Source organism: Streptomyces sp. YJ-C3 (assembly GCF_053891275.1).
The window spans coordinates 3,741,290-3,762,641 of record NZ_CM132685.1; the positions used below are offsets into that span (position 1 = coordinate 3,741,290).

Sequence of the window (21,352 nt, forward strand, 5' to 3'; positions counted from 1 at the left end):
TCAGGGCACCTCCCACTGTGCGCCTCGACGGCGATCACGTCCAACGAATGATCAAGCTGGCAAGTATCTCTCCATGCGATAGTCGAGGCGTGGAGCTACGACATCTCGAGTACTTCGTCGCCGTCGCCGAGGAGCAGAACTTCACGCGCGCGGCGGCGCGGCTGCACATCGTGCAGTCCGCGGTGTCCGCCGCGGTGAAGGCCCTGGAGCGGGACCTGGACGCCCGGCTGCTCGACCGCAACTCCAAGCGGGTGCTGCTCACCGACGCGGGCCGCGCCCTGCTGCCCAAGGCCCGGATCGCGCTGGACGCCGCCCGGGACGCGGCCGACGCCGTCGCCGAGGTGCGCGGTGGGCTGCGCGGCACCCTGCGTCTGGGCACGCTGACCTCGATCCGGCTGATCGACCTGCCCGCCCTGCTCGGCGAGTTCCACCGCCGCCACCCCGGGGTGCAGCTGCAGATCGGCGTGGCGCCCACCGGCTCGCAGGGGCACATCGCGGGTCTCGCCGAGCGCCGCCTCGACCTGGCCTTCGTCTCGCTGCCGGGGCCGCGCCCGGCCGGCGTCAAGCTGCTGCCGCTGGCGGGTTCGACGCTGGACCTGGTCGTGCCGCCCGATCATCCGCTCGCCGGACGCGCCGACGTGGCGATCGGTGAGCTGGCCGGACTGCGCTTCATCGACTGCCCGGTCGGCTACGGCAACCGGGCCGTCGCCGACCGCGCCTTCGCGGCCCGCGCGGTGCCGCGGCACGTCACCATCGAGATCACCGACATCGCCACCAGCGCGGACTACGTGCGCGCGGGCCTCGGCGTCGCGCTGCTGCCGCGCTTCCTCACCGGCACCGCGCAGGGGCTCGCCGTGATCCCGGTGACCGGCGCGGACCTGCACTGGCCGCTGTCCCTCGCGGTCCCGGCCGACCGCCCGCCGAGCGCCGCGGCCCGCGCCCTGATCGACCTGCTGCGCGCGTCCGTGCCGTCGCCCGGCTGACCGGCTCAGCCCGCGTCGCGCGCGACCTTCCGCGCCCACAGCACCAACGGCACCTGCAGCGGCAGTCGGGCCAGAGCGGCGCGCCGCAGCGGGGCCGGGCGGTCGCGCCAGTCCACGGCCATCTGCACGTTGGCGGGCGCGACCGCGACGAAGAACGCGGCCGCGGCCGACGCCGCCCGCTCCCGCGTCGCCGGCAGGGCGACCCCCGCGGCCAGCGCCAGCTCCACGGCACCGCTGGCGTAGGTCCAGGCCCGCGCCGAGCCCGGCAGAATGCGCGGCACCATCGCGTCGAACGGCCTCGGCGCCAGGAAGTGGGTGACCCCGGCCCCGGCCAGGAGCCCGGCGAGGAGCTGGGGCGAGCGTACGCGGCGCAAGGGAGCCTCCCGAAGGCGGTGGGAATACGGATGCCCAGCGAGCTTACTGACTGGTAAGTAACGGTGTCGAGATCGCTGCCGCTCCGTCGAACCGCCCGCTCACCGCGCTCCGGTGCGAGGATCACTCCATGACGTACATGGTGCTGCCGGACGCGCACAGGACGTCCGGCACGGGCAGCGCCGCCTGATGCGCGCCTGGTTGCCGCAGGCCGCGGTGCCCCGGCTCGTCGCGGCCGTGGTCCTCGGCGCCCTGGCCGGCATCGCCGTGGGAGTCGCGACGGACAAGCCGCTGGGCTGGCTCGTGGGCATCGCCGCGACCGAACTCGTCTTCGTCGTGTCCGGGTGGGCGGTGCTCTGGCCGATGGACGCCGACGCCACCCGCCGCAACGCCGGCCGCGAGGACTTCCGCCCCGTCACCGAGGAACTCGTGGTCGTCGCCGCGGCCCTGTGCGGCCTCGTCGCCATCGTGCTGCTGCTCCTGCGCGGCAGGTCCGACACCGGCCACGTCGCCGCCGCGACCGCCCTGTGCGGCGTGTTCCTGGCCTGGGCCGCGCTGCACCTCATGTACGCGACCCGGTACGCCTACATCTACTACGCGTCCGGCGGCGGCATCGACTTCAACTCCCCGCAGCCACCGGCGTACCGGGACTTCTTCTACTTCAGCTACAACCTCGGCATGACGTACCAGGTGTCCGACACCGACGTCTCCAGTTCGACGATCCGCGCGATCGTGCTCCGGCACACCCTGCTGTCCTACGTCTTCGGCACCGGCATCCTCGCCACCGCCATCAACCTCGTCGCCGGCCTGGTGACCGGCTGACGCCGCGCTCAGACCCTGCGGTACCGGGCGAGCGCGAACGAGAACAGGCCGAACAGGAGCAGGCCGAACGCGATCAGGGCCAGCAGCCACGGCCCGGCCGGGGTGTCGGCGAAGGCGCGCAGGGTGCCGTCCATCCCCTTGGCCCGGTCCGGGTCGTACTGCGCGGCGGCGCTCAGCACGAAGACGCCCACGCCCGCGTAGATCAGCCCGCGCGCGACACCGCCGCTGATGCCCAGCACATCGATCGCCCGGCGTACGTGCTGGGACATCTGGCCCTTCTTGAGGTGCTTGTGGAACGTGCGCAGCACCGCCCGCACCCCGACACCGATGCCGATGCCTATCACCACCACACCGGCGATGCCGACCAGCCAGCGGCCCAGCGGAAGATCGAGCGCCCGGGCCGTGAAGTCCTGCGACTTCGCGTCGCTGCCCTTGCTGCCGCGGGAGGAGAGGGCGAAGGACAGCACCGAGTACGCCATGAACCCGTAGAAGACGCAGCGCCCGGCCGACAGCAGCCGCTTGCCCGGCTTCTTGCCGTCGGGGCCCGAAGCGCCGAACAGCGCCTCGCTGAGCCGCCACAGCGCCATCCCCACCAGGCCCACCCCGACGGCCCACACCAGGATCTTCCCGAACGGCTGCTGGGCCAGCTCACGGATGGCGCCGCTGCTGTCGGCCTCCTTGCCCCCACCGCCGAACGCGACGCGCAGCGCCAGCAGCCCGATCAGCAGATAGAGCACCCCGCGTGCGGCCAGCCCCCAGCGCGCCCCGGTGTCGACGACGGAACTGTTCGCCGCCTTCCGGGCCGTGGCCCCGCCCTTGCCCCTGGTCAGACTCATGCGCTCTCCTCACGCCGTCGGTGCACCCGCGCTTCGGCGGTATGGACGACAGGTGCCCCCGGCGGTGCACGGCATGCGGCGACGCTGCGCATCCACGGGTTCAGCGCGCGGCGGGCGGGCCGGATCGTTCCGGCCAAGATCCTGGACCGGACCGATCCAGGAGAGGCTGTCCAGCAAGCTGGAGCCCGGCACGGTGAACAGGCTCCTCGCGCGCTCGGAAAAATGTGTCGCGCGAGGTGTCGAAAGGGAGCCGTTCCGTTCGTCGGTGGGGTGAAACAAACGGATGAACACCGGGAGGACCCATGAAGTACATGCTGCTGGTCTGCGGCGACGACACCGCGGACGCCTCGGGGATGGCGCCCGTCGCGCCCTGGGTCGAGGAGCTGAGCGGCGAGCGCGGCACGAGGCTGCACGGTCACCGGCTGAGCGCCCCGGCCGACGCCGTCACCGTGCGCGTACGGGACGGTGAAGTGCTGCGCACCGACGGGCCGTTCGCCGAGACCAAGGAGTACGTCGCGGGGTTCGACATCCTCGACTGCGCGACCATGGAGGAGGCCGTCGCGGCCGCCGCGAAGCACCCCGTCGCCACCATCGGGGCCCTGGAGGTGCGCGCGTTCTGGGACGACGAGGACGCCGAGGCCGAGATCCGGCGGCTCGACGCGGAGCTCACCGCGGCCGGCCGCGAGCGCGACTTCGACCGGGCCATGGCCTGCTACGCGCCGGACGTCGAGGTCTTCCACCCGGTGAGCGGCCTCGAGCAGAGCGGCGTGGAAGCCCTGCGCAAGGCGGAGGAGCTGTGGTTCTCGACGCTGGCCGGACCCGTCGAGCGCGAGGTGCTGGACTTCCGCGTCCGCGTCGACGAGAGCATCGCGTTCAGCCACGCCCTGGTACGGATCAGGGCGACGCTGGCCACCGGCGAACCGCTGGACACCGTCTCGCGGGTGACCACCGGATACCGGTCGGCGGGCGACCGCTGGCAGATCGTCCACCAGCACACGTCGGTGCCGCTCGTCGTTCCCGGCATGGAGGGCGAGGCGTGAGGTACGCCCTGTTCCTGTGCGCACCGCTCGACCACGAGGGGGTGACCGGGCGCGGCGCGGGGGAGGGCGGCTGCGTGCGGCTGCGCCCGCCCTGCGACGCCACCACCGTGCGGGTGCGGGGTGACGAAGTCCTGCTCGGAGACGGCCCGTTCGATCCGTCCGCGGAGTACGTCGCCGCGATCGACCTCGTCGAGGCCGCCGACCTCGACGACGCCCTCGCGCTCGCCGCCCGGCACCCCGGCGTACCGGCCGGTGGAGCGGTGGAGATTCGGCCGGTGTGGGAGTGACCGACGTCGAGGCGGCGGTCGAGGCCGCCTTCCATGAGGAATGGGGCCAGATCGTCGCCACCCTCATCAGGGTGACCGGCGGCGACTGGGACCTCGCCGAGGAGTGCGCGCAGCACGCCTTCGCCCAGGCCCTGGACCGGTGGCGGCGCGACGGAGTACCGCGCCGCCCCGGCGCCTGGCTGACCACGACCGCGCGCCACCGGGCCCTGGACGTGTTGCGCCGCACCACGGTGGAGGCCGGAAGACTTCGGGAGGCGGCCGTGCTGACACCGCGTGAGGAACCGTCCGACCCGGCGGCCGACGACGCCGACGACAGCGGGGTGCACGACGACCGGCTCCGGCTGATCTTCACCTGCTGCCATCCCGCGCTGTCCATGGACGCCCGGGTGGCCCTGACCCTGCGCACGCTCGCCGGGCTCACCACACCGGAGATCGCCCGCGCCTTCCTCGTGCCCGAGGCGACCATGGCGCAGCGTCTCGTGCGGGCCAAGCGGAAGATCCGCAACGCGGGCATCCCGTACCGCGTGCCGCCCGCCCACCTGCTGCCCGAACGGACGACCGGCGTACTCGGCGTCGTGTACCTGCTGTTCAACGAGGGGTACGCCGCCACCTCGGGCGCCGACCTGGTGCGCGCGAACCTGTGCGCCGAGGCCGTCCGCCTGGCCCGCGTCCTGGCCCGCCTCATGCCCGACGAGCCCGAAGTGCTGGGCCTGCTCGCCCTGTTGCTGCTGCACGACGCCCGGCGCGGCAGCCGAGTCGACGCACACGGCGACCTGGTCACCCTGGAGGACCAGGACCGCACCGCCTGGGACCGGGCCGCGATCGACGAGGGCGCCGCACTGCTGGAGACCGCCCTGCGCCGCCGCCGTCCGGGGCCGTACCAGATCCAGGCCGCCATCGCCGCCTGTCACACCACGGCGGCCACGGCCGAGGCCACCGACTGGGCCGAGATCGCCGCACTGTACGGGGAGTTGGCCCGGCATGTGCCGACCGCCGTGGTGCGGCTGAACCGCGCGGTGGCCGTCGGCATGGCGCAGGGACCGCAGGCCGGGCTCGCCCTCGTCGCGGACCTGGAGGCATCGGGTGAGCTGGACGGTGTGCACCTGCTGCCGGCGACCCGGGCCGATCTGCTGCGCCGCATGGGACGGACGGCGGAGGCGGCCGAGTCCTACGCCCGCGCGCTGGACCTGGTCGGGAACGGCGCGGAGCGGCGGTTCCTCCAGAAGCGGCTCGCCACCGGACTTTGAACTCGTTGATGACAAAGTATGGACGTGCTCAGCAGAAGTCCCCTAGCGTGACGGCGCAACCGTAGGAGTACCGCCCACTTTCCGCGCACCCGCGGATCCGTACTGCTCGACCGGAGTGCGATCCGGCGGCCTCCGGTCCCGTCCTGGAGGACCGATGCATCCACGGCTGTTCCACCGCGCCCGAAGACGCCTCACCACCCTGCTCGTCGGGGGTTTCCTCGCCGGAGGCGTCTGGGCCGCGCCCCCGTCGGCCGCCGCTCCCGACGACATCCCGCCCCAGGAACCCGGTGTCACCCTGCGCGTCTTCGACACCCAGGTCCCGCTCAGCAAGCTGTGTACGCTCAAGCCCGGGCAGACGCCCAACCACGACAAGTTGATGGGGACCGTGGACTGGTCCGCGGTCGACGACTTCGGCGGCTTCGCCGACAACTTCACGGCCCAGGCCTCCGGTTACCTGGTCGTCCCGAGCGACGGGACGTACGCCTTCCGTCTCACCAGTGACGACGGCTCGCGGCTCACCGTCGACGACCGCGAGGTCATCGACCACGACGGGCTGCACGGCGCCGAACCGAAGGACGGGTCCGTCGAACTCACCGCAGGATCCCACCCGTTTCGCGTCGACTACTTCGAGCGGACCGGCGGGCAGCAGCTCACGCTCGCGTGGAAGCCGCCGGGCGCGGACGACTTCACCGTCGTGCCGCGCGAGGCCCTGAGCACCGACGCGGGCGTCGTCCGGGTGACCGCGCCGGGCCGCAAGGAGTGCGAGGCGGGCGCGGACAGCCCGGGCGACGGCCTGCCGCTGGCCGGCGTACGCCCCGACCTCGACCTCACCGACCTGCGCCCGGACGGCTTCGAACCGCAGGTCACCGGCCTGGACTGGCTGCCCGACGGGCGTCTGGCACTCAGCACCTGGGGCGGTTCCGAGAACACGGCCGGCGAGGTGTACCTCCTCGACCACGTCACCGGTGACACCAGCCGCGACAAGGTGACCGTCAAGAAGGTCGCGAGCGGGCTGCGCGAGCCCATGGGCATCAAGTACGTCGACGGCTCGCTGTACGTCTCGCAGAAGCACGAGCTGACCCAACTCGTCGACAAGGACAAGGACTTCGTCACCGACGAGTACCGCACGGTCGCGACCTGGCCGTACGGCGGCAACTTCCACGAGTTCGCCTTCGGGCTGCTCTACCGTGACGGCTACTTCTACGTGAACCTCTCCGTCGCCATCAACTACGGCGGCGCGACCACCACCCCGCAGCCCGCGCCCGGCCGCGGCACCACGTACAAGATCAGCAAGAAGACGGGGAAGACCCAGCCCGTGGCGGGCGGTCTGCGCACCCCGAACGGGATCGGCTGGGGCCCCGGCGGCGACATCTTCACCGCCGACAACCAGGGCGGCTGGCTGCCCGCGTCCAAGCTCGTGCAGATCAAACAGGACCGCTTCTTCAACCACTACACCGAGCCGTCGGGCCCCTTCGACGACAAGCCCGTGACCCAGCCGGTGCTGTGGCTGCCGCAGAACGAGATAGCCAACTCGCCCAGTACACCGCTGTACTTGACCAAGGGGCGGTTCGCCGGGCAGATGCTCTTCGGTGACGTCACCTACGGCGGGCTCCAGCGCGGCTACCTGGAGAAGGTGAAGGGCCAGTACCAGGGCGCCGTGTTCCGGTACACCCAGGGACTCGAAGCCGGCGTCAACCGGATCACCATGGGACCCGACGGCGCGATCTACGCGGGCGGCCTCGGCGCCGACGGCAACTGGGGCCAGGAAGGGAAGCTGAAGTTCGGCCTGCAGAAGCTCACGCCGAACGGCGGCAACACCTTCGACGTCCAGGAGATGCGCGCCGTCCCCGGCGGCTTCGACCTGGAGTACACCCAGCCCCTGTCGGAGGCCACCGTCGAGAAGCTGGCCGAGCGCTACCAGGCCGAGCAGTGGCGCTACACCCCGACGGCCGACTACGGCGGACCGAAGATCGCCGAGGAGAAGCTCGCCGTGCGCTCGGCGACGCTCGCCGACGACGGCCGCACGGTCCGGCTGCGGCTCGACGGACTCAAGCCCGGCCGCGTCGTGCACGTCCGTTCGCCGCGCCCCTTCGCGTCCGCGTCCGGCGAGACGCTGTGGAGCACGGAGGCCTGGTACACGCTGAACGAACTGCCCGGCAAGCAGCCGCCGCCCGCCACGCTGTACGAGGCCGAGGAGGCGAGCCTCACGGGCACGGCCGGCGTCAACACCGATCACACCGGCTACTCGGGCAGCGGCTTCGTCGACCGCTACAACACCGAGGGCAAGGCCGCCACGACCTTCGACGTGACGGTCCCCAAGGCCGGCGACTACGACGTGAACCTGCGCTACTCCAACGGCCCCAACCCCTACCAGGGCACCAAGTCCCTCTCCCTGTACGCGAACGGGAAGAAGCTCAGGCAGACGCCCCTCGCCTCGACCGGCACCTGGGACGCCTGGTCGACCCGGACCGAACGCGTCACGCTGCGCGCGGGGCACAACACCGTCGCGTACCGCTTCGACACCGGCGACGCGGGCCACGTCAACCTCGACCTGATCACCGTGCGCCCGCACGGCTCCCAGGTCACCCTCTTCGACGGCACCGCCGACTCCCAGGCGCAGTGGCAGCATCCGGACGGCCGACGCGTCGAATGGCCGCTGGCCGACGAACGATCGATGGAGGTGTGCTGCGGCGACATCCGGACCAAGGACGCCTACCAGGACTTCACCCTGCACGCGGAGTTCCGCGTCCCCCTCCTGCCGGACGACGTGACCGGCCAGAACCGCGGCAACAGCGGCATCTATCTCCAGGACCGCTACGAACTCCAGATCCTGGACTCGTACGGTGACCAGACCCTCGACACGAACGAGGCCGGGGCGATCTATCTGAAGAAGGCGCCGGACGTCAACGCCGCGACGGCGCCGGAGACATGGCAGACGTACGACATCACGTTCCGTGCCGCCCGCTTCGACGACAGCGGCAACAAGACCGCCGACGCGCGGGTGACCGTGGTGTGGAACGGCAAGAAGGTCCACGACGACGTCGCGATCGACGGACCGACCGGCGCGGGCGCGCCGGAGGGACCGTCGGCCGGGGCGATCCGCCTCCAGGACCACGGGAACAAGGTGCGGTTCCGCAATGTCCGGGTGACGCCGCTGGGTTGAGGGCGCCCGGCCTGAGGCACACCTGAACGACGGAGGTGCGCACACGAGGGTGTGTGCGCACCTCTGCGTTGCGGGCCCCGCGCGGCCGAGCGGTTCAGTCGGTCCGGCCGAGATCGCTCAGGAGTCCGTCGAGGGCTTTGGTGAGGGCCGCGGAGTTGGCCGGGTCGAACCAAGTGGTGCGGATGCGCTCGTTGTTCCCCTTCGGGGTCTCGTGGTCAGCCGCGAGCCGGGGCAGGGAACGGGTCTCGTCGCTCAGGGCGCGCCCGACGCCCTGGAAGAGGCTGCGAACGTAGCGGTCCGCGTCGTCGGAGGCGATGCCGTGGCCGGCGGCCCACGACGTGAGCGTGGCGAGGTACGCGTAGTGGGTCGTCAGCGTGCCCGTCAGCGCGGAGAAGACGTTGAAGGCATCCTCGTCCGCGACCGGGAGCACCCCGCCCAGGTGCTCGAACAGGGCGTTCACCGCCGGGTGCGACGGCCACGTCACCGTGACGGAGCGTCGTTCGCGCACTGCGGGCAAGGGGATGGCCCGTACCAGCGGGGCCGTGGTGGCGAGGGTCCCGCGCAGGTCGTCCTCGCAGACGCCTGCCATCACGTTGACCACCACCTTGCAGGCGTCCACTTCGAGTCCGGCGAGCGCGTCGTGCCGGTCCTGGCGGCGTACGGCGATGATCACCACGTCGGAGCGGTCCACCACCTCCTGGTTGTCGGCACACACCCGCACGCTCCCGTAGCGCTCGGACAGCTCCGCGGCGGTGCGGGCCCCCCGAGGGGAGAGGAAGACCTCCGGCGGCTCGTCCGCCTCGTCGCACAGACCTGTCACGATCGCCCGGCCGATCTCGCCCACCCCGATGATGCCGATCCGCTGCACTGTGCCTTCCTCCATCGTCGTCCCCTGCCGTACGGTCGCCGGTCCCTTCGCGGAGCGAGTCTGCCGGAGCCGTGTCATACCGGTCGTGGTTTCCTCCATATCAGGGTGCCCTTGGTCAGTGGCTTGGTCAGCAGTTTGATCGGCGGCGAGGGAGGTGCGGAGGAAGGCCAGGATCTCGGCGCGCGCGGCCTCGGCCTGCGGTGCCACCCCCGGCAGGCTGAGGAACGCGTGTCCCGCTCCGGGGTATTCGGTGAGCCGTGCCGGTGTCCCGGCCGCCCGCAGTCGCTCGGCGTAGCGGCGCCCGTGATCGGCGAGCGGGTCGCGGGTCGGCACCACCAGGAGCGCCGGGGCCAGCCCGTCCAGGTCGTCGGCGTACAGCGGTGACAGCGTGCGGGGTCGGTTCCCGACGGCACGCCGAACCGCCGGAACAGGTGCAGCACGGGCACGGCGAGCGTCGGGGTGTGTGCGTGCTCGGTGATCGAGGCGTGGTCGAGCATCGTGTCGGTCACGTCGGTGGCGGGGTTGACCAGCACCTGCGCCCGCAGGGGCAGACCAGTCTCCTTGGCCCGGATCGCCGCCGGCGCGCTGATCAGCGCGGCGCAGCTCTCGCCGAAGACGCCGACCCGCGTCGGATCGATGCCCCACTGCGCGGCGTGCTCCACCAGGTGCCGGAGCACGTCCCAGCCGTCGGCGACGGCCGCCGACAGGGGAGTGTCCGCTCCATGAGCCGGTGTTCGACCGACACGCCGACCGCGGGCAGCCGGGCGGCGACGTGGCTGTTGCTCCAGTCGCACTGCACGGCCGTCCCGACGAATCCGCCACCGTGCACATGGACCACGAGGGGCAGGGCGGTCCGGTCCGCGCCCCCGTCGTCCTGGCCGGAGGACGGCCGGTAGACCCGGACCGGGATCTCGCGGTCGGGCAGCGCCACCCGCTGCCAGGAGATCTCGGCACCGGGGTCTGGCTCTCCGGTGAACGCCCGCGCCTCGTCGGACGCCCGGAAACGGTTCTCCGCCTCGCGGTAGGCGACCAGTTCCTCGAACGTCACCGTCGCCCAGTCCGGCTCCGGCGGCCTCGTCGTAGCAGTGCTCTCGCTCATGGCGTCCCCTGCCCATAGATTTTCGCGACCTGAGGTATCGAAACCTAGAGTAGCGAAAACAGGTATCGTCCGGGAATGACTTCGAGGACATCCGCCAGGCCGCCGGGCCGCCCCCGCGCCGGCGTCAACGACGCGGTCTTCGCCGCGACGCTGAGCACCGTCCAGGAGCTCGGCTACGCGCGTGCCACCGTCGAGCGCATCGCCGCCGCGGCCGGCGTCGCCAAATCGACGGTCTACCGGCGCTGGCCGACGAAGGGCGCGCTGATCGTGGACTGCCTCCTGGACGCGTTCGGTCCGGCGCCGCTGGAGGGCGCCGACCGGGCCGCGCTCATGTCGTCGGCCATCCGCTGGATCGCGAGGAAGGTCGGCGAGCCCGGTGTGGGAGACGCGTTCGCCGGCGTGTTCAGTGACGCCGTCAGCGATCCGGCCCTGCGCGAGATCCTGTCCACGCGGCTCCAGGACCCGTACCGGATCGCGTTCCAGGAGGCGCTCGGCGAGCCGGAGCACCGGGTCCTTTTCTTCATCGACGTGGTGGTCGGGGTCCTGCTCCACCGGATGGGCATGACCGGCGAGCCCATGGCCGAGACCGACGTCGACGCACTGATCGAGATGGTCCTGTCGCACTTCGCCGACGCGGAGGGCCCGGCCTGAGCCGCGCGTACGAGCCCCGGCGCCAGGTCGGCTCGCGACAGATCTAGGCGGCCGACCTGGCCGGAGACGCCGCCCGCCCGGAGCGGAGTTCGGCGCGGAAGGCGACGACCGTCTCGCGCGCCTCCTTGAGGCCGATCCGGGCGAACTCCTTGTCCAGCTCGTCCAGTTCGGCGAGCGTCTCCCGCTCGGGCCGGCCCAGCCGGGCCCGTGACTTGGCGAGCCCGAGCCGGGCCAGCGCCGCACCGCGCTTCTCGTGCATCGCGGTGAACTCGTCCAGGGCGATGCCGTACGTGACGCGGGCGGCCTCGTACCACCCGGCCCGGTAGAGGATGTTGCCGCGCATCTTGTGGTTGTAGGCGAGCGCGCCGGCCAGGTTCATGGCACGGCAGATGACCTCGGCCTCGGTGAGCAGGGCGAGGGCCCGGTCCGAGGCACCGCGCAGCGACAGGACGTCGGCCACCCCGCGCAGCGACCAGGCACGCCCGCGGGCGTCGTCGGCCTCGGTGGCGATGCGCACGGACTCCTCGAAGAGGTCGAGGGCCTTCGCGTAGTCACCCTGGTTGCGGTGCATCTGGGCGATGCCGGACATCGCCCAGACCATGTGACGGGCCTCTCCGTGCGCCCGCCCCTGCTCGAGGAGCTGCTCGTGCAGCTCGGCGACCGCGGCGTAGTCGCCCTGGATACGGCCCGTCTCGGCGAGCCCCGCGAGGGAGTAGCCGTGGGCCAGCCGGTCGTCGCCGCGGGCGGCGAGCGCGACGGACCAGGTCAGCAGACGCCGGGCCAGGGCGAGCGTGCCGCACTGCCGGGCCAGGGTGCCGCCGCTCCACAACGCCCAGGCCATGGCGCTCTCGTCCCCCGCGTCCCGCGCGCTGCGGTAGCTCTCGCGCCAGGCGGCCCGCGCGTCCTCGACCCGGCCGAGCCGCCGGTTGGCCTCGGCCACCGCCAGGGCCGCGCGCGATCTGTCCAGAGCGGTGCCCGCCTCGGCGAGCGCCCGGCTCGCCGCCGACAGGACGTCCTCGTACGAGGAGTTCACACCGAGCTCCGCGCTCAGTTCGCCTTGGTACTCGGGCGCGCATGCCTTGCCGTACATCGATCCATGACCTCTCGATCAACTCCGTGGTCCGATCAAGAAATTACGAGGCGGCGGGGGTGCGCCGAATCCGTCCGCGTATGGGTTGTGCCGTACGACTGGAGTGCTACGCCGAGGGGCGGGGTCATCATCGGGACGTACGGGAAGACGGCCCTTCGCCCGGTGACCGAGCGGGACGCTGAGGGGCGCACCGCCTGGCGGTGACGTGCTCCGTTCCGGTCGACCCGGACCGCTCGTCGGCGGTTGCCGCGCCGTCCCACTGGACCGGATGCCACAGGGGCGAGCGCGGCCCCCGCACCCCCGGAACACGGGCCCGTCACCCGTCCGCGTCGCCCGTCCGGCCCCGATCGGGAGTGCGGGGGCGCCGGTGAGCAGGCGCGTCACGGCTCATCGACGGAATATGGGAGAAGCCGGAGTGGGTCGAGCGACGGGAGTGCCGCAGGTGGCTGGCGGGCGCGGGGGCGAGGGTGGCGAGGAGCGCGACGCCGAGCTGCGCCAGGTCGAGGCCCTCAACCGGATGGCGGGCCCGTCGTCCGCCGGCGTGTCCGGCGGGGCGTCCGACCCCACCCGCCATCGAAGCGCCGACCTGCTCGTGACGGGGCACGCCCTGGCCTGGGTCGAATCGCTCGGGGAGGCGCTGGTCCTGATCTCCCAGCTCGCCGACGCCACCCTTCCCCTGTCCCGGCAGGCGGTGTTCCGGGCGGACCGCGAAGTCCTGCACTGCGTGGGCCAGTTCGGTCACCCCGACGGCGAGTGCGATGCCTTTCGGCTGCCGCTGGAAACCAGCCATCCGGCCGCGCAGGTGGCCAGGACCGGGCGCCCGGTGTTCCTGGCTTCGCCGCGGGAGTACCGCGAACGGTTCCCGTCCGGCTGGCCCCTCTCCGACCGGGACGGCCAAGAGGCCTGGGCCTTCCTGCCCCTGACCACCTACGATCAGCTCACCGGCGTATGGATGGCCGCCTTCGACGCCCCGGTGCGGATGACCGACGGCCTGGGCAGCTTCCTGCTGACCCTGGCCAGGCTGCTCGGCCGGAGCATCGAGCAGACCTACAACGGCCAGGCGGACCGCGCCCTCTCCCAGAGCCTGCGCAGCAGCATGAGCCGGATCGGCCCCGGAGTCGAAGGGCTCACCGTCTCCGCCCGGTACGTCCCCACCGGCGGGGGGCTCATGGTCGGCGGCGACTGGTTCGACAGCATCACCCTGCCCAGCGGGCGCCTCGGCCTGGTGATCGGCGACGTCCAGGGCCACGACGTGCAGGCCGCCGGCCTGATGTCCCAGCTGCGCACGGCCATCCATGCCTACGCGGCCGAGGGGCACGGCCCCGACGCCGTGCTGGTGCGTGCCTCCCACTTCCTGGCGTCACTGGACGAGGGCCGCTTCGCCACCTGCATCTACCTGGAGGCCGACCCCGCCACCGGAATCCTGCGCATCGCGCGCGCCGGGCATCCGCACCCCGTGCTGCGCCTGCCCGACGGAACCTGCCTGCTCAAGCACGTACGGGGCGGCCTGCCCCTGGGCCTCGACCTGGGGGAGGACGACTATCCCGTCAGCGTCGTGTCCCTGCGCGAGAACGAGATCCTCATGCTGTGCACCGACGGGCTGATCGAGTCCGGCGGCCATGACATGTACTCCGGCTGGCTCCGGGTCCGCGACGCGCTGACCCCCGGCGGCCCCGACGACCTCGACGGCCTCGCCGACCGGCTCCTGAACGCGGTCGTGGCCCCGTCCCCCGCGCAGGCGGGCGACCAGCCCGCCGCCTCCTTCACGGAGGACGACATCGCCCTGCTGCTCCTGCGCCGCGACCCGTCGGACGCGCGCGCGGTCCGGTCCGGGCGGCACCTGCGCTTCACCCTCGAACAGGACCAGGCCCAGGGCCTCGCCGACGCACGGATCGAATTCCAGGGCCTGCTCCACGACTGGGCACGCCCCGAACAGGTCGACACCGCGCTCCTGCTCGTCTCCGAACTCCTCGGGAACGTCCTGGTCCACACCGAACACGCCGCTGTCCTGCGGGCCGACGTCAGCGGCGCGCACGGCCGGCGACGACTGCGCGTGGAGGTCACCGACCGCAGCGACGACGTCCCGCACCGGCGCGCTCCCGGCGAACTCTCCTCCTCGGGCCGCGGCCTCGTCCTCCTCGACCTGCTGGCCCACCGGTGGAACATCCGCCCCGAACCGGAGGGCAAGACGGTGTGGTTCGAACTCGACGAGGACGGCCCCGAAGAACCGTGACTCCGGGCCGGACACGGCGTCCCGCGGGTCCGTGACCTGCCCCGGCGACCTGACGGTCCGGCCCACAGAGAACGATGTCAGGATGCGGGGCATGAACGCACCAGAGGTCCCGCCCGGCACCCGACTCCTCGTCGTCGACGACGAGCCGGCCATCCTGGACGTCCTCGCCACCTCGCTGCGGTTCCTCGGGTACGAGGTGGCGGAGGCGGCGACCGGCCGGGCGGCCCTCGCGGCGGTCCGCGAGCACGCCCCGCACCTCGTGCTGCTCGACGTGATGCTGCCCGACATCGACGGCTTCGAGGTGGTGCGCCGGCTGCGGGAGGCCGGCTCGACCACCCCGGTGGTCTTCCTGACCGCCCGCGAGAGCGGACACGACATTGTGGGCGGACTCGACCTCGGCGCCGACGACTACATCACCAAGCCCTTCCGGCTGGCCGAGGTCGCCGCCCGGGTCCGTGCCGTCCTGCGCCGGGGCGAGAGCCGCACCGAGCCCCGGCTGCTCGTCTGCGGGGACGTGGAGATGAACACCGAGACCTACGAGGTGCGCCGGGCCGGCACGCGCGTGGACCTCTCGCCCACCGAATACCGGCTGCTCCACCACCTGCTGCTGAACCGGAACCGCGTCCTCACGCACGAGCAACTGCTCGCACACGTCTGGGACTTCGGCGAGGGCGACCCCGGGGTGCTGAAGACCTACATCTCCTACCTGCGCCGCAAACTCGACGCTCTGGGCCCGGGCTTGATCGAGACCCGGCGCGGCGTCGGCTACATCCTCCGCGAGAAGGGCACCGCGTGACCCCCGCGGGATCCCGGCGCCGCTCCCTGCGCCCCCGCTCGCTGCGCGGCCGGCTCCTGCTCGCGCTGCTCACCCTGGTGGCCGTGGCCCTGATCGCCCTGGACGCCGTCGTGTACGGGGCGCTGAGCAACGACCTCACCCGGCGCACCGACGTCACCCTGCGCGCGGTGCGCCAACGCGTGGCCCAACAACTGGAACAGGCCGGGCCGGGAGGAACGCTCGGCAACGACGTCCGGCTGCTCGGCGCATCCGAGTTCTATCTCCAACTGCGCCGGTCCGACGGCGGCGTGCGGGACCTGGTACCGCGGCTGCGGGACCCGGACGACGCCGCGCCGCACCTGCCGGACCCGCTGTCCGACGCCCGCGGCGCCGACCCGGTCACAGTGGGCCCGGCCGAGCCGGGCGGACCCGACTACCGCTTGCTGGTGCAGCGGGTGCCCGGCCGCGGGACGCTGATCGCGGCCGTCCCCCTGGACCAGGTCCAGGGAACGCTGCGGCAGGTGCTGATCGTCGAGGTGGCGGCGACCGGCGGCGTGCTGGCACTCCTCGCGGGCGCGGGGCTGCTCGTCCTGCGCCGCGGCCTGCGCCCGCTGGAGTCGATGGCCCGCGACGCGGACGCCATCGCGTCCGGGGACCGGGCCGGCCGGGTCGCACCGGCCGACGACGACACGGAGGTCGGCCGGCTCGGCCTGGCGCTGAACACGATGCTGGCCGCCGAGCGCACCACGCAGGACCGGCTGCGCCGCTTCGTCGCGGACGCCTCGCACGAACTGCGCACGCCTGTCACCGCCGTGCTCGGCTACGCCGACCTGCACCACCAGGGCGCACTCGCCGTCCCCGCGCAGCGGGAGCGCGTGATGAACGGCATCACCACCGAGGCGCTGCGCATGCAGCGGCTCGTCGACGACCTGCTGCTGCTCGCCCGGCTCGACAGCGCCCCGGCCCGCGACCGGTCCGCCGTGGACCTGGCCGTGATCGTGCGCGACGCGGCGTCCGCCGCACGCGTCGTGGCCCCGCGCAGCCCCCTCACCGTGCGGGCCGAGGGCGGCGCGGTGGTGCACGGGGACGGCGAGCAACTACGACGTGTGGTCGACAACCTGCTGGCCAACGTCCGCAATCACACCCCGTCCGGGACCGCCGCGCAGGTGACGGTGAGCACCGCCGGTCCCTCCGCGCCGCAGGTGGTCGTCACGGTCGCCGACGAGGGCCCGGGAATCCCCGAGGAGGCGCTGCCGCACGTCTTCGACCGCTTCTATCGCGGCGACCCGGCGCACAGCGGCGACGGCAGCGGTCTGGGGCTGGCCATCGTCGCGGCGGTGGCCCAGGCGCACGGCGGCAGCGTGCACGTCGCCGGCGCGCCCGGGGGCACCCGCGTGACCGTCCGGCTCCCGCCGGCGTCCTGACGCACCGGGAGCCGGCCGGCCTCACAGGAAGGCGAGAGTGGAGTCGTGGCCGTCCAGGACCTTCGCCGGGTCCGTGTCGAGGACGTCGCGCAACAGCGTGGCGTACACGTCGCGGAAATCGGTCGTCGTGCGCAGATCGTCGTCCGTGAGATCGGTCAGGCTCGGCTGGTCACCGTAGAAGCCGCCCTTGACCGGCTCGCCCAGCACGAACACCGGCCCCGACGTGCCGTGATCGGTCCCCTGATTGGCATTGGCCTTGGGGCGGCGGCCGAACTCCGAGTACACGGCGACGACGACCTTCTGCCCGGCCTTCGTCTTCCTCACCCGGTCGAGGAACGTACCGAGATCGCGGTCGAGTTGGGCCAGCAGCCTCGACTGGGTGGCCTTCTCCCCGGCGTGGGTGTCGAAGCCGCCGAGGCTCACGCTGTACGCCCGCGTGGACACGCCGGACTCGATCGCCCTGGCCACCACGTCCAGCTGGGTGCCGAGCCCGCCCTGGCCGCCGGCCGAGCCCCCGTCGTTCGTCGCGTCGTCGTCCGACTCGTCGGTGTCGTCATGGTCCGACCCCTGTTTGTCGTCGAAGGCCGAGGACACCTTGGTCAGGTCGGCCAGTGACATACCCGCCCGCTTCAGCAGCGGGTGGGCGTCGCCGTCGACCCGCGCGAGCTCGGTGCAGGTGCGCTGCCAGGCATCCGGGAGCTTCGCACCGCCGAGGCGCACGGCCGCGCCCGCCGTCCGCTCGCCGGCCATCAGCGGCGGCAGAGTGGCGCCCACGGACACGCCCATGAGCGGGTCCTTGCCGCCCTCCTGGTCCAGCCAGCGGCCCAGCCAGCCCGAGGGCAGCGGACCGGACGGAGACGCCGTCTGCCAGATCGCCATCGAACGGAAGTGGCTGTGGTCCGGTTTCGGGTAGGACACGCCGCGGACGACCGCGAGGCGCTTGTCGTCCCAGAGCCGCTTCATCTGCTTCATGCCCGGGTTGAGGCCGAGGCCGTCGCCCAGCGCGAGCACCTCGTCCTCGCCGTACGCGAGATCGCCGCGCAGGTCCTGATAGTGCCCATCGGCGGCGGGCACCAGGGTGTTGAGGCCGTCGTTGCCTCCGTACAGGGTGACCAGCACCAGGGTCGCGGCGTCACTGCCGGCCGTACCGGAGCCGGTGGCGAGCAGTTCGTCCACGCCCCAGGCGGTCGCTCCGGCGGCCAGGGCCACGCCCCCGGCCACACCGCTCGTGGTGAGGAACTTCCGTCGGGTCCAGGTGTCCACGGGGGCTCTCCTTCAGCTCAGGACAAGGTGCTCGGGCGCGGTCAGCGCGACGGCCGTCACCTTGCGGGGGTCGTGGGCGGCGGCGCGCAGCACGCCGCGGGTGGTCGCGCCCCAGGCGCCGACGCCGAACTTGCGGGCCAGCAGGTCCGGACGCTCGCTCGCGGCCGCGGCGTCCACGTCGTCGAGGTCGGCGTGGTGCACGAGCTGCTGCGCGAACGTGATCCGCACCTGCGCGGCGGCCGTCGTCAGCCAGGCCGCGCCGGCGGGCCAGCCGCCCACGCTCTCCGGTGCGAACGGCACCTGGCCGAGACCCGTCAGCGTGCGGGTCAGCAGCTGCCTGCGTGCCTTCTGCGGCAGCGCGGAAGGGCGTACGCCGAGCGCGCGCAGACTGCCCACCACGTACTCGACCGGCTGTTTCACCAGCACGTTGTCGGCGTCCGCGAACGCCTCGTCGGTGAACATGGACCGGAACAGGGCCGTCGTGTCGCGCTGCCGCCCGTACGCCGCGGTCATGCGTGCCAGGGCCGCTTTCGACGGCTTGTTCTCGTTGCTCACCAAGGCGCCCCACATCCGGGTGGCCACGTGAGCGTGCGAGTCCGGCAGGCTCACCAGATGGTCGATGAGGGAACGCGCGGTGAAGTCGGTCGTCTCACCGACCACCGTCTGCCGTCCCTGGTCGTGCCGGCGTGCCTTGAAGCGCGCCTTCCACGGATGCGCCTGCCGGTCCACGGTCCAGCCGGTGAGCGCGGCGGCCGCCTGGCGGACGTCGGTCTCGGTGTAGTGGCCCACGCCGAGCACGAAGAGCTCCATCAGTTCCCGGCCGAGGTTCTCGTTCGGGGCCTTCGCGGTACTGCCGTCGGCGTCCAGCCACACCATGAGCGCCGGGTCGACCACCATGGCGCGGGCCAGATCGCGGAAGTCCCCTGCGCCGAGGCGCCGCAACGTCTCGTTCTGGCGCAGCATCGCGTCACCGGACTTCACCTTCCGGATGGAGGTGGCCCAGTGGTTGTGCCACAGCAGCGTGCGCTTCTCGGCCCACGGATGCTCTGCGGCCACCATGCGCTCGAGCCACCACTGGGTGAGCTCCTCGCGCTGCTGCCGCAGCACCTCGCGGTAGTGCTTGCGGACGGGATCGTCCTTGGGGTCCTTCGGTGTCCCGTCGCCCCCGGATTCACCCTTCGGTTCGTCCTTCGGTTCGGCCTGCGGGGAACCGCCGTGGTCGGCAGCGGCGGTCGCCGTGGCCGCGTCACCTCGGCGCTCGGTGCGCTTGCCCGACGGTCCCTGCTCGCGTCGCTTCTTCGCCTCGGAGTTGCGCGGCGGCAGGGGCCCCAGTTCGGGGGCCGGCGTCGCATCGACCCCACGGTCGGTTCCCGAGGCGGCCAGCACACGGTCGAGCGTGGCCTCGAAGCCGGACTTCAGCGCGGCCTCCACGGCATCCGGCCGGGCGTCGAACCCCGTACGGTGCAGCAGACGCGTCACGTGTGCCCGAGTGTCCAGTGTCCTTCCCATACCGGGAGCTTGCGGGGGCGGGGTTCCACGCACGTCTGTGCCAGGTGTGAGAACCGTGGGAATCGATCACCGCACCACGAAGAGGGGGCTCCGCGACACCGGAGCCCCCCTCGCGTCCTTGCGGACCGGCGCCGGTCAGTCGGCCCGCGCGGCCGCGCCGCACTCCTCGGCACCCTTGCAGTCCGTCAACTTCTCTGTCTGCGACGCGAGTTGCTTCTTCGTGTCCGAGGACAGCTGCGCGTAGACGTTGTGCAGCATGTCCGGGTCCTTGCTGCGGTCGTAGTACTCGTGGGAGCCGTTCTCGTACGCGACATACGTGTACCGGTCGGTGCGCAGCGCCTCGTAGCTGGGCGGATTGCCGCTGCCCTTGCCCGGCTTGTCGGGGTCCTTCGCCGAGGTGGTGGGCCCGTGGTGCTCCACCAGCGCGGTCCGCGGCCAGTCCTTCGGGGTGTCCCCCTTCAGCAGGGGCACGAGGCTGCGGCCGTCGGCCGCCGGATCGGGACTGCCGCCGCCCAGCTCGGTGAAGGTGGGGCAGATGTCGATGTTGGATGCGATCGCCCCGGTGGTGGCGCCCCGCTCGACGCCCGGTCCGGTGACCACCAGGGGCACGTTGACATCCGTGTCGAAGGCGGTCTGCTTGCCCGGCATCAGACGGTACTGGCCCATGTGGAACCCGTTGTCGGAGGCGAAGGCGAAGACGGTGTCGTCGTAGACGCCTTCCTTCCTCAGTTTCTCCTGGAGGTCACCGATCATCCGGTCGACCGCCTGCACGGCGCGGACGCGCTTGCGGTACGTCTTGGTGATCTTCTTGATCTGCTGAGGAGTGAAGGACTTCTTGTCCGTGAGCCACTGCGGGGCGTCCGTGGGCGTCTTGTCGAAGGCCGCGGGCCTCGGCAGTTCCAGATCCTGGTACGTGTTCTCGTCCTGGGGAGCCGGGGTGGCCGGGCCGTGCGGCGCGAAAGTGGAGATGTCGAGCACGAAGGGCTTCTTCTCCTTCACCGAGTCCTCGATGAAGTCCTGGCCCTTTTCGTTGACCACGTCGGTCAGATAGTCCTCCGGGTCGTGCCCGTGGTCGACCGTCCTGCCGTTCTGGTTCAGCGTGTAGTCGTACTCCTTGTAGCCGTTCCCGGCCACGTCCCACTCGTCCCAGCCCGGGGGAACGTAGTTCTTCTCGCCGTTCACGGTCATGTCCGGCTCATAGCCGTTGAGGTACTTGCCCATCATGGCCGTGCGGTAGCCCTGCTTCTTGAGCGACGTCGCGAAGGTCTTGTCCTCGTTGCCCTTCTCGTGGAACGTCCCGAACCCGCCGTCCGGCGGCATGTTGGTGAACACCCCGGTGTTGTGCGGGAACTTGCCGGTGAAGAGGGACGAACGTGAGGGGCAGCACAGCGAGTCCGTCACCGTGTAGTTGGAGAAGGACATGCCGTTCTTCTCCATGGCCTTCACGTGCGGCATGTAGTCCACCAGGTCCGACGAGAGGTCGTCGGTCAGCACCCACACGATGTTGGGGTGCCCGGACGACGCGGCACGCTGCCCGCCGGCGCTCTCCTCGGCCGTGTTCGCCCCGCCGCTGTCGCTGTCGCACGCGACCAGGCCGGCCGCCAGAGCGCCCGTGGCCAGCCACAGCAGGGCTTTCCTGGGAACACTTGCGTTGGTCAACGGTTCTCCTTCTGGACTGCGTGACAGAACG

18 protein-coding genes and 1 pseudogene are annotated in these 21,352 nt (G+C 72.0%); 10 read left to right on the top strand and 9 right to left on the bottom strand.

All coding sequences use genetic code 11. The features are described from left to right. The first annotated feature begins 89 nt into the window (after window positions 1-89). Window positions 90-983 (top strand): LysR family transcriptional regulator, encoded by an 894-nt coding sequence (locus ACVHNB_RS16470; protein ID WP_428950405.1) that lies wholly within the window; start codon window positions 90-92, stop codon window positions 981-983. Between the two features lie 5 nt (window positions 984-988). On the opposite strand, the gene ACVHNB_RS16475 is transcribed toward ACVHNB_RS16470, so the two are convergent. Continuing rightward, a complete protein-coding gene (locus ACVHNB_RS16475; RefSeq protein ID WP_428950404.1) occupies window positions 989-1,357 on the bottom strand; it encodes a DoxX family protein in 369 nt (122 codons plus the stop codon). Between the two features lie 187 nt (window positions 1,358-1,544). On the opposite strand from ACVHNB_RS16475, the gene ACVHNB_RS16480 reads away from it, so the two are divergent. Continuing rightward, the gene (locus ACVHNB_RS16480) at window positions 1,545-2,177 is read left to right on the top strand and encodes a DUF1345 domain-containing protein (RefSeq protein WP_456228457.1); all 633 of its coding nucleotides are present in this window, start codon (window positions 1,545-1,547) and stop codon (window positions 2,175-2,177) included. An 8-nt stretch (window positions 2,178-2,185) separates the two neighbouring features. Here the strand turns inward: ACVHNB_RS16480 and ACVHNB_RS16485 are convergent, their stop codons facing one another. Continuing rightward, on the bottom strand, window positions 2,186-3,013 hold the full coding sequence (locus tag ACVHNB_RS16485) for a DUF1206 domain-containing protein (protein ID WP_456228458.1): 828 nt from the start codon (window positions 3,011-3,013) through the stop codon (window positions 2,186-2,188). Window positions 3,014-3,315: 302 nt separating this feature from the next. Here ACVHNB_RS16485 and ACVHNB_RS16490 point away from each other — a divergent pair, with 302 nt between their 5' ends. The 4 genes from ACVHNB_RS16490 (at window position 3,316) to ACVHNB_RS16505 (ending at window position 8,750) form a co-directional block, all read left to right on the top strand. Then, window positions 3,316-4,053, top strand: a complete 738-nt coding sequence (locus tag ACVHNB_RS16490) for a nuclear transport factor 2 family protein (RefSeq protein WP_428950401.1) — start codon at window positions 3,316-3,318, stop codon at window positions 4,051-4,053. Beyond that, window positions 4,050-4,340: a YciI family protein gene (locus tag ACVHNB_RS16495; RefSeq protein WP_456228459.1), complete on the top strand. Its 291-nt coding sequence runs from the start codon at window positions 4,050-4,052 to the stop codon at window positions 4,338-4,340. The genes ACVHNB_RS16490 and ACVHNB_RS16495 overlap by 4 nt, the downstream gene beginning before the upstream one ends. Then, window positions 4,331-5,587 (top strand): RNA polymerase sigma factor, encoded by a 1,257-nt coding sequence (locus tag ACVHNB_RS16500; protein WP_456228460.1) that lies wholly within the window; start codon window positions 4,331-4,333, stop codon window positions 5,585-5,587. Before ACVHNB_RS16495 ends, ACVHNB_RS16500 begins: the two co-directional genes overlap by 10 nt. Window positions 5,588-5,741: 154 nt before the next feature. Then, a complete protein-coding gene (locus ACVHNB_RS16505) occupies window positions 5,742-8,750 on the top strand; it encodes a family 16 glycoside hydrolase (protein ID WP_456228461.1) in 3,009 nt (1,002 codons plus the stop codon). 94 nt (window positions 8,751-8,844) lie between these two features. On the opposite strand, the gene ACVHNB_RS16510 is transcribed toward ACVHNB_RS16505, so the two are convergent. From ACVHNB_RS16510 to ACVHNB_RS16520, 3 genes and pseudogenes are all read right to left on the bottom strand, one after another. Beyond that, on the bottom strand, window positions 8,845-9,633 hold the full coding sequence (locus ACVHNB_RS16510) for an NAD(P)-binding domain-containing protein (protein ID WP_428957441.1): 789 nt from the start codon (window positions 9,631-9,633) through the stop codon (window positions 8,845-8,847). Window positions 9,634-9,897: 264 nt separating this feature from the next. Continuing rightward, window positions 9,898-10,295, bottom strand: a pseudogene (locus ACVHNB_RS16515) (alpha/beta hydrolase fold domain-containing protein); the annotation flags it as partial. Beyond that, on the bottom strand, window positions 10,208-10,717 hold the full coding sequence (locus ACVHNB_RS16520; RefSeq protein WP_456228462.1) for a hypothetical protein: 510 nt from the start codon (window positions 10,715-10,717) through the stop codon (window positions 10,208-10,210). The gene ACVHNB_RS16520 and the pseudogene ACVHNB_RS16515, both read right to left, overlap by 88 nt. Before the next feature lie 75 nt (window positions 10,718-10,792). Between ACVHNB_RS16520 and ACVHNB_RS16525 the strand changes: the two genes are divergently transcribed. Then, window positions 10,793-11,368 (top strand): TetR/AcrR family transcriptional regulator, encoded by a 576-nt coding sequence (locus tag ACVHNB_RS16525; protein ID WP_456228463.1) that lies wholly within the window; start codon window positions 10,793-10,795, stop codon window positions 11,366-11,368. A 43-nt stretch (window positions 11,369-11,411) separates the two neighbouring features. Here ACVHNB_RS16525 and ACVHNB_RS16530 read toward each other — a convergent pair whose 3' ends face one another. Further along, window positions 11,412-12,458, bottom strand: coding sequence for a tetratricopeptide repeat protein (locus ACVHNB_RS16530; RefSeq protein ID WP_456228464.1), 1,047 nt, complete (start codon window positions 12,456-12,458; stop codon window positions 11,412-11,414). Window positions 12,459-12,900: 442 nt separating this feature from the next. Between ACVHNB_RS16530 and ACVHNB_RS16535 the strand changes: the two genes are divergently transcribed. The 3 genes from ACVHNB_RS16535 to ACVHNB_RS16545 all read left to right on the top strand — a co-directional run bounded on the left by ACVHNB_RS16535 (window position 12,901) and on the right by ACVHNB_RS16545 (window position 16,890). Then, window positions 12,901-14,691: a SpoIIE family protein phosphatase gene (locus ACVHNB_RS16535; protein ID WP_456228465.1), complete on the top strand. Its 1,791-nt coding sequence runs from the start codon at window positions 12,901-12,903 to the stop codon at window positions 14,689-14,691. A gap of 91 nt (window positions 14,692-14,782) precedes the next feature. Further along, window positions 14,783-15,487: a response regulator transcription factor gene (locus ACVHNB_RS16540; protein ID WP_428950393.1), complete on the top strand. Its 705-nt coding sequence runs from the start codon at window positions 14,783-14,785 to the stop codon at window positions 15,485-15,487. Next, window positions 15,484-16,890, top strand: a complete 1,407-nt coding sequence (locus ACVHNB_RS16545; RefSeq protein ID WP_428950392.1) for a sensor histidine kinase — start codon at window positions 15,484-15,486, stop codon at window positions 16,888-16,890. The genes ACVHNB_RS16540 and ACVHNB_RS16545 overlap by 4 nt, the downstream gene beginning before the upstream one ends. 21 nt (window positions 16,891-16,911) lie before the next feature. Here the strand turns inward: ACVHNB_RS16545 and ACVHNB_RS16550 are convergent, their stop codons facing one another. The 3 genes from ACVHNB_RS16550 to ACVHNB_RS16560 form a co-directional block, all read right to left on the bottom strand. Further along, entirely contained in the window at window positions 16,912-18,153 is a 1,242-nt protein-coding gene (locus ACVHNB_RS16550; protein WP_456228466.1) for a DUF1501 domain-containing protein, read from the bottom strand. A gap of 12 nt (window positions 18,154-18,165) precedes the next feature. Beyond that, the gene (locus tag ACVHNB_RS16555; RefSeq protein WP_428950390.1) at window positions 18,166-19,632 is read right to left on the bottom strand and encodes a DUF1800 domain-containing protein; all 1,467 of its coding nucleotides are present in this window, start codon (window positions 19,630-19,632) and stop codon (window positions 18,166-18,168) included. A 165-nt stretch (window positions 19,633-19,797) separates the two neighbouring features. Continuing rightward, entirely contained in the window at window positions 19,798-21,321 is a 1,524-nt protein-coding gene (locus tag ACVHNB_RS16560; RefSeq protein ID WP_456228467.1) for a sulfatase-like hydrolase/transferase, read from the bottom strand. Between the last annotated feature and the right edge of the window lie 31 nt (window positions 21,322-21,352).

What these genes read in the sequence shown, in the direction of transcription:
- ACVHNB_RS16480 (WP_456228457.1), top strand. Translation starts at nt 1,545, where the DNA reads ATGCGCGCCTGGTTGCCGCAGGCCGCGGTGCCCCGGCTCGTCGCGGCC.
- ACVHNB_RS16525 (WP_456228463.1), top strand. Translation starts at nt 10,793, where the DNA reads ATGACTTCGAGGACATCCGCCAGGCCGCCGGGCCGCCCCCGCGCCGGC.
- ACVHNB_RS16520 (WP_456228462.1), bottom strand. Translation starts at nt 10,717, where the DNA reads ATGAGCGAGAGCACTGCTACGACGAGGCCGCCGGAGCCGGACTGGGCG.
- ACVHNB_RS16510 (WP_428957441.1), bottom strand. Translation starts at nt 9,633, where the DNA reads ATGGAGGAAGGCACAGTGCAGCGGATCGGCATCATCGGGGTGGGCGAG.
- ACVHNB_RS16485 (WP_456228458.1), bottom strand. Translation starts at nt 3,013, where the DNA reads ATGAGTCTGACCAGGGGCAAGGGCGGGGCCACGGCCCGGAAGGCGGCG.
- ACVHNB_RS16530 (WP_456228464.1), bottom strand. Translation starts at nt 12,458, where the DNA reads ATGTACGGCAAGGCATGCGCGCCCGAGTACCAAGGCGAACTGAGCGCG.
- ACVHNB_RS16490 (WP_428950401.1), top strand. Translation starts at nt 3,316, where the DNA reads ATGAAGTACATGCTGCTGGTCTGCGGCGACGACACCGCGGACGCCTCG.
- ACVHNB_RS16540 (WP_428950393.1), top strand. Translation starts at nt 14,783, where the DNA reads ATGAACGCACCAGAGGTCCCGCCCGGCACCCGACTCCTCGTCGTCGAC.
- ACVHNB_RS16505 (WP_456228461.1), top strand. Translation starts at nt 5,742, where the DNA reads ATGCATCCACGGCTGTTCCACCGCGCCCGAAGACGCCTCACCACCCTG.